This window comes from Massilia sp. CFBP9012 (genome assembly GCF_034045115.1).
Lineage (GTDB): Bacteria > Pseudomonadota > Gammaproteobacteria > Burkholderiales > Burkholderiaceae_D > Telluria.
Genome location: NZ_JAXCWM010000010.1, coordinates 233,607 through 239,902, shown reverse-complemented (window position 1 = coordinate 239,902; position 6,296 = coordinate 233,607). Strand labels below are relative to the sequence as shown.

The 6,296-nt window shown below is 63.0% G+C and carries 7 protein-coding genes; 3 read left to right on the top strand and 4 right to left on the bottom strand.

Annotated elements, in window-relative coordinates; all coding sequences use genetic code 11:
* Nucleotides 1-358: 358 nt before the first annotated feature.
* The 3 genes from SOM61_RS18200 to mltA all read right to left on the bottom strand — a co-directional run bounded on the left by SOM61_RS18200 (nucleotide 359) and on the right by mltA (nucleotide 4,040).
* Nucleotides 359-1,897, bottom strand: coding sequence for a phospholipase D family protein (locus SOM61_RS18200; RefSeq protein ID WP_320475389.1), 1,539 nt, complete (start codon nucleotides 1,895-1,897; stop codon nucleotides 359-361).
* A gap of 3 nt (nucleotides 1,898-1,900) precedes the next feature.
* Entirely contained in the window at nucleotides 1,901-2,677 is a 777-nt protein-coding gene (locus SOM61_RS18195) for an enoyl-CoA hydratase (RefSeq protein ID WP_147937177.1), read from the bottom strand.
* 118 nt (nucleotides 2,678-2,795) lie between these two features.
* A complete protein-coding gene (gene mltA / locus SOM61_RS18190; RefSeq protein WP_320475388.1) occupies nucleotides 2,796-4,040 on the bottom strand; it encodes a murein transglycosylase A in 1,245 nt (414 codons plus the stop codon).
* Between the two features lie 19 nt (nucleotides 4,041-4,059).
* On the opposite strand from mltA, the gene SOM61_RS18185 reads away from it, so the two are divergent.
* Nucleotides 4,060-4,188: a hypothetical protein gene (locus SOM61_RS18185; RefSeq protein WP_267874139.1), complete on the top strand. Its 129-nt coding sequence runs from the start codon at nucleotides 4,060-4,062 to the stop codon at nucleotides 4,186-4,188.
* Here SOM61_RS18185 and apaG read toward each other — a convergent pair whose 3' ends face one another.
* A complete protein-coding gene (gene apaG / locus SOM61_RS18180; protein ID WP_109345171.1) occupies nucleotides 4,189-4,563 on the bottom strand; it encodes a Co2+/Mg2+ efflux protein ApaG in 375 nt (124 codons plus the stop codon).
* A gap of 201 nt (nucleotides 4,564-4,764) precedes the next feature.
* Here apaG and rpe point away from each other — a divergent pair, with 201 nt between their 5' ends.
* Together rpe and gph are read left to right on the top strand one after the other, a co-directional pair.
* The gene (gene rpe, locus SOM61_RS18175) at nucleotides 4,765-5,445 is read left to right on the top strand and encodes a ribulose-phosphate 3-epimerase (protein WP_320475387.1); all 681 of its coding nucleotides are present in this window, start codon (nucleotides 4,765-4,767) and stop codon (nucleotides 5,443-5,445) included.
* Nucleotides 5,445-6,143 carry a phosphoglycolate phosphatase gene (gene gph / locus SOM61_RS18170; RefSeq protein ID WP_320475386.1) on the top strand — a complete coding sequence of 233 codons (699 nt, stop codon included), beginning with the start codon at nucleotides 5,445-5,447 and terminating at the stop codon, nucleotides 6,141-6,143. The genes rpe and gph overlap by 1 nt, the downstream gene beginning before the upstream one ends.
* Nucleotides 6,144-6,296: the final 153 nt, after the last annotated feature.

Genomic DNA, 6,296 nt, shown 5'->3' with positions numbered 1-6,296 from the left:
TTGTGAACATTTGATAATTTAAGTAATCAAGAACCGAAGTTCTTGGCACCTTCATCAAACGCCCACACTTATCGACTGTTAATTTTTAAAGAACGCGGCTCCCGCCGAGGGTTCGGTACTGCATCATCTGCTGTTTGCTTCGAAGCGTTGTGTTCGTCAGCAGCAGAGGAAAGAGAGTATGAAGTGTTTTTCGTTTTTCGTCAACCCCTTCGTTTCGCTTCGTCGCAGTTTTCACTGCTGACTTCATCACGCTAACCGTTTGATTTGGCTTGCGTTTTTCGGTCAGTGCCGAAGCGGAGGCGAACTATAGCAAACCAAATGCCGAGTCCGCAAGAGGCGGAGAAAGAAAGTGTGGCGACTACAACAGCCAGTCGATCGGGAGCCACGACAAGGCCTTCACCGCAGCCCGTTTGAACCAGCTCGTGCCAGGCTCCGTCTCATGGCGGATCACCTGATCGCCACGCCGCTCGATCCAGATCACTGAGCCCCGCTCATCGAGTCGTACCTCATAGGCGCGCGTCGGCAATGTCCTGTCCAGGGTCTCGGTCAGGCGCGCGGCCAGCGCCGGACTATCGATCACGACGCCCATTTCGGTATTCAGGTGAATCGACCGCTGGTCGAAATTGAAGGAGCCGACAAATACCCGGCTGCCATCTACCCCGAAGGTCTTGGCATGCAGGCTCGCATCCGAACTGCCGATTCCACTGCCGCTGCCGCGCTTTTCGCGCGACGGCTCGTCGGTTGCCTCGCGGCGCAGTTCATATAAGGTCACCCCTGCCTCGAGCAAGGGCTTGCGCCACTTGGCATAACCGGCGTGCACCGCCGCGACGTCGGTCGCTTCGAGGGAATTGGTCAATATTCTGGTCTGCACACCTTTGCCGGCCAGGTCGACAAAGGCATCCACGCCCTCCTTGCCCGGCACGAAATAGGGCGACACCAGCTCGAGGTCACGCGTCGGCTCGCCCAGCAGTTCCTTGAGCTTGACGGCGATATTCGCTTCGCGCGCCGCCTTGCCCACCACTTTGGCTGGATCGTCGCTGACGAATTTCGTGCGCGCCCATTCCAGCGGCAAGCTCCCTCCCACCAACTGCTCCAGGAATGCGGAGCGCTTGATCGCATCCAGATAGGCCTGCGCCTCGGCATCGGGTTTGAAGGCCGGCTCGGCGACGGCATCCGGCGCCAGCAGCACCAGCGGGTAGGCGGATGGACTGTTCCAGTACAGGTCGAAATCATCCGAAACCGCCCGCACCACCGGACCGGCCGCGATGACATCGAGATCGGCGAACGAGATTTCGCCCGCTGCGCCGAAATATTCGTCACCCACATTGCGTCCGCCCACGATCGTGACCTGGTTATCGGCGGTGAACGATTTATTGTGCATGCGGCGGTTGAGACGCATGAAATCGGCGGCCATGCCGACCATCCTCATCGAACGGATAGCATTCGGATTGAATAGCCGGACCTCGATCATGGGATGGGCGTCGAGCGCGGCCAGCGCGCCATCGAGCCCGGCGGTGTTATTGTCATCGAGCAGAAGACGCACGCGCACTCCGCGCTCGGCTGCTTTCGTGAGCGCGTCGAACATCAGCATGCCGGTGGTGTCGTTACGCCATATATAGTACTGGACATCCAGGCTGCGATCGGCAGCCTGCGCCAGGACGGCGCGCGCGGCAAAGGCGTCACGCCCGTCCGCCAGGGCATGAATGCCCACCAGGCCGGGGTGTGCCATCGTGAGCGGCAGCAAGGCCTTGCCGAGACGGGTATCGTCAGTCTCGACGAAAGCCATACTTGCCACCCTGCCCTCCAGCGGCGGCAGCGACGAGCAACTCGTCAACGTCAGGGACAGCGCCAGCAGCGCCGCCGGCACTACCAGCAATACTTTGCCGCGCGCGCCCATCGATTACAGCCCTTCGAAGTCCGGCTTGCGCTTTTCGAGGAAGGCCGACATGCCTTCTTTCTGGGCAGGCGTGCCGAAACCGGCGTGGAAATAGCGGCGCTCGTAGGCCACGCCCTGGCTCAGGGTCGTCTCGTAGGCCTGATTGACGCAATCCTTGATCTGCATCGCCACCGACACCGGCATCTCGGCGATGCCCTGGGCGATCTTGATTGACTCTTCCATCACCTCGGCCGCCGGATACACGCGCGACACCAGGCCGGTGCGCTCCGCCTCGGCGGCGTCGATCATGCGCGTGGTGAGCAGCATGTCCATCGCCTTCGACTTGGAAATCGCGCGCGGCAGACGCTGGGTGCCGCCCGCGCCCGGCGTGACGCCCACCTTGATCTCTGGCTGGCCAAATTTGGCGCTGTCGGCGGCGATCAGGAAATCGCACATCATCGCCAGCTCGCAACCGCCGCCCAGGCAATAGCCCGAGACCACGCCGATGACCGGCTTGCGGATGTCGAGGATGTGCTCCCAGTTACGGCCGATGTAGTTATTGCCGTAGGTTTCCTGGTAATCGTAATTGGCCATCGCGGCGATATCGGCGCCCGCCGCGAACGCCTTCTCGCTGCCCGTCAGCACGATCACATTGATCGCCGGATCCTTGTCGAACTTGCGCAGGGCGTCGCCCAGCTCGTTCATCATATTGTCGTTCAGCGCATTCATCGCCTTTGGACGGTTCAGGCGTACCACGACAACCTTGCCATGGTTCTCGATCAACAGGTCAGCATATTCCATATCACACCCTTATTTGGTTAATCACGACTCTGCGATTCTAGCGCTTTACGCGCACGTCAAGTCGAGCGGGTTGTTGAGTCAGGGTAGATACGCTGCAGATGATCTGCCGGACGCAAGCCTAGCGGGCCTTGTCCGGCGCCGCGGCTTTGGGCAGCAGCACCCACAACGAGCCCTGCTGCTTCATCAGGCCCGCATTCTCGGTTGCCTCCGGCCCGAAGCCGAAGAAGAAGTCGGCCCGCACCGCGCCGCGGATGGCGCCGCCCACGTCCTGCCCCATCACCAGGCGCTGCAGCGGCGCGCCATCCTTGGGCATGGTGGTCGATAGCCAGACCGGCGCGCCCAGCGGCAGGATGCTGCGATCGATGGCGATCGAGCGGCCCGGCGTGAGCGGCACGTTCAGCGCGCCGCGCGGGCCCGCGTTCGGATCCGTCACCTTCTGCTCGGTGAAGAAAATATAACTGGCGTTCACGTTCAGCACTTCCTGGCGGCGCGCCGGATTGGCCGCCAGCCAGGCGCGGATCGACTGGGCCGACACCTGGTCGGGGCTCAATATGCCCTGCTCCACGAACCAGCGCCCGATCGCTTTATATGGATAGCCATTCTGGTCGGCATAGCCGACACGCACCGTGCCGCCGCCCTCGAGCTGCACGCGGCCCGAGCCCTGCACCTCGAGGAAGAAGGCCTCCACCGGATCGTTCACCCACAGCAGCTCCCTGCCCTTCAGGGGCGCGCGGTCGATCTCGGCGCGGCTGTAATAAGGGACCAGCGACTTGCCGGACAGCCGCCCGCGCAGGCGCCGGTTCTGCAGGTCGGGATAGATGCCGCCCAGGTCGACCGTGATCAGGTCGTCCGGCACCCGGTACAGCGGGGTCTGGTAAGCGCCGCCGCGCTTGCGCGAGCCGTACAGCATCGCTTCGTAGTAGCCGGTGATCATGCCGGTGTCGCTGCCGTCCGGATTGCGCACCTGGTTGGGCACGAAGTACGTCTCGAAGAAGCGGCGCACCGCCGACATATCGCCGGCGTCGACCGAGCGCGCCGCTGCGCAGGGTGCTTTCCACTCTGCCGCGCGCGTGGCCAGCGCGCTGCAAGACTGCTGGAATGCCGGCCAGGCCTGGCGCACGTCGTCCTGCTGCCAGCCGGGCAGCGCCTCGAAACTCACCGGCGTCAGGGGCGGGGTCGGTGCGGGCGGAGGTTCGGGTGCAGGCGCTGGTTGTTCGGTGGGCGGCGTCGGCGGCACCACCACCGGCCCCACCGGCGGCGGCATCGTGATGGGCGGCTGTTCCGGCTGCGGCGTGGTCGAGCAGGCGCTCAGCAGGCAGACGAAGGCGATCAGGGAAGGTACACTGCGGCGTGTCGTATACATAAAAGGCATGGAGACGAAAATGTGGATCCTGATGGTGGAAGCCGGCGTGGCGCTGTTCCTGCTCGTATTTATCGTCTGGTGGACCATGTTCGCCGGCCGCAAGGACGTCGACCGCAAGGACGACGACAGCAGCGACAAGCGGCCCTGATCAGTGCAGCGAACGTGGCGGCGACAGCACGAATTCGGGAATCGGGGTCTCGAAGCGGTGGCCATCCTCGGCCACGCAGAAGTATTCGCCGCGCATCGAGCCCTGGGCGGTGCCGAGCTGGGTGCCGCTGGTGTACTCGAACTGTTCGCCCGGCTGCAGCAGCGGCTGGTGGCCGACCACGCCCAGCCCGCGGACTTCTTGCATCTGGTTGTTGGCGTCAAGGATCACCCAATGGCGTGAGATGAGCTGGGCCGCGATGCTGCCTGTGTTCTTGATCGTGATGGCGTAGCTGAACACGAACTGGCTCCGGTCAGGGTCGGACTGCTCCGGCAGGTATTGCGTTCTGACGGTGACAGTGAAATCGTAGGCGGGCATCGGGTTTCCTTGGATGATCATTAACAAGGCCGCGGCACTCTGGGCGGCGGCCGGCGCGCCGTGTGGCGCAAACAACAATAATGATACCGCCTGCGGCCCGATCCCGGCGCTGCAAGCGGGAAGAACGGGCCGCAAGACGCCAACCCGGGCCCCGACCGGCGTAGAATAGCGGCTTCTTGTTCAATCCCGCCCCATCGTCCCATGACCACCTACCGCATCGCTCCCAGCATCCTGTCCGCCGATTTCGCCCGCCTGGGCGAAGAAGTGCGCAACGTCGTCGCCGCCGGCGCCGACATCATCCACTTCGACGTGATGGACAACCACTACGTCCCGAACCTGACCATCGGCCCGCTGGTGTGCCAGGCGATCCGCCCGCATGTGGACGTGCCGATCGACGTGCACCTGATGGTCAAGCCGGTGGACCGCATCATCCCCGATTTCGCCAAGGCCGGCGCCAACATCATCACCTTCCACCCGGAAGCCTCGGAACACATCGACCGCACCCTGCAGCTGATCCGCGACCACGGCTGCAAGGCCGGACTGGTGTTCAACCCGGGTACGCCGATGCATTACCTGGAACACGTGATGGACAAGATCGACATGATCCTGATCATGTCGGTCAACCCGGGTTTCGGCGGCCAGTCCTTCATCCCCGAAGCACTGAAGAAAATCGCGATCGCGCGCCGCATGATCGATGAATCGGGCCGCGACATCATGCTGGAAGTCGATGGCGGCATCAAGGCCGAGAACATCGCCGCCGCCGCCGCCGCGGGCGCCGACACCTTCGTCGCCGGCTCGGCCATCTTCGGCAAGCCTGACTACAAGGCCGTGATCGACGCCATGCGCGCCGAGTTAAAAACCGTGGCCACGGTGGCTAAATAATGCGGGCCGGCGCAGCAGGCATCCGGGCCGCCATCATCGACCTCGACGGCACCATGCTCGACACGGTGCCCGACTTCGAGGCGGCCCTGAACGGCATGCGCGCCGACCTGGGCCTGGGTCCCATTACCCAGGCCGTCATCAAGCCGCTGGTCGGCAAGGGCTCCGAAAAGCTGGTGCGCGATGCGCTGCTGCTCGACTGGGACGCCACACGAGTCGATGCGGCGTACGATGAGGCTATCGCCGGCTACCAGCGTCACTACCTCGCCATCAATGGCGAGCGCAGCACCCTGTTCGACGGTGTGCTCGAGGGCCTGCAAGCCATGCGCGACCTCGGCCTGCGCCTGGTATGCGTGACCAACAAGCCGGTTGCTTTTACCCTGCCCCTGCTCGACCAGAAAGGCCTGGCGCCCTATTTCGAGCAGGTGTTTGGCGGCGATTCGTTCACAAAGAAGAAACCGGATCCGATGCCGATGCTTGGCGCCTGCGCCGCGCTCGACCTGCTGCCGAGCTGTGTGGTGGCGATCGGCGACTCGTCCAACGATGCCGAAAGCGCCCGTGGTGCGGGCTGCTTCGTGTTGACCGTCCCATATGGTTATAACCACGGACGCCCTGTACAAGAAATTCAATCCGATGGTATAGTTGATTCGCTACTCGAAGCGGCGGCCCTGATCGCTGCACACAATCGCACCGCAAACTAAGTCATCTAACCATGTTTTTCACCAAAAAACACACTGTCAACCAGACCGGCGCCCTTGAGGCCTGGCTTTGGCGACGCTGGCAATCCTGGGCTAACTAAGCCGTATCGATTGCTGCCGGGTGCGTTCGTTTGCACACTTCCCCCGGCAGGTTTT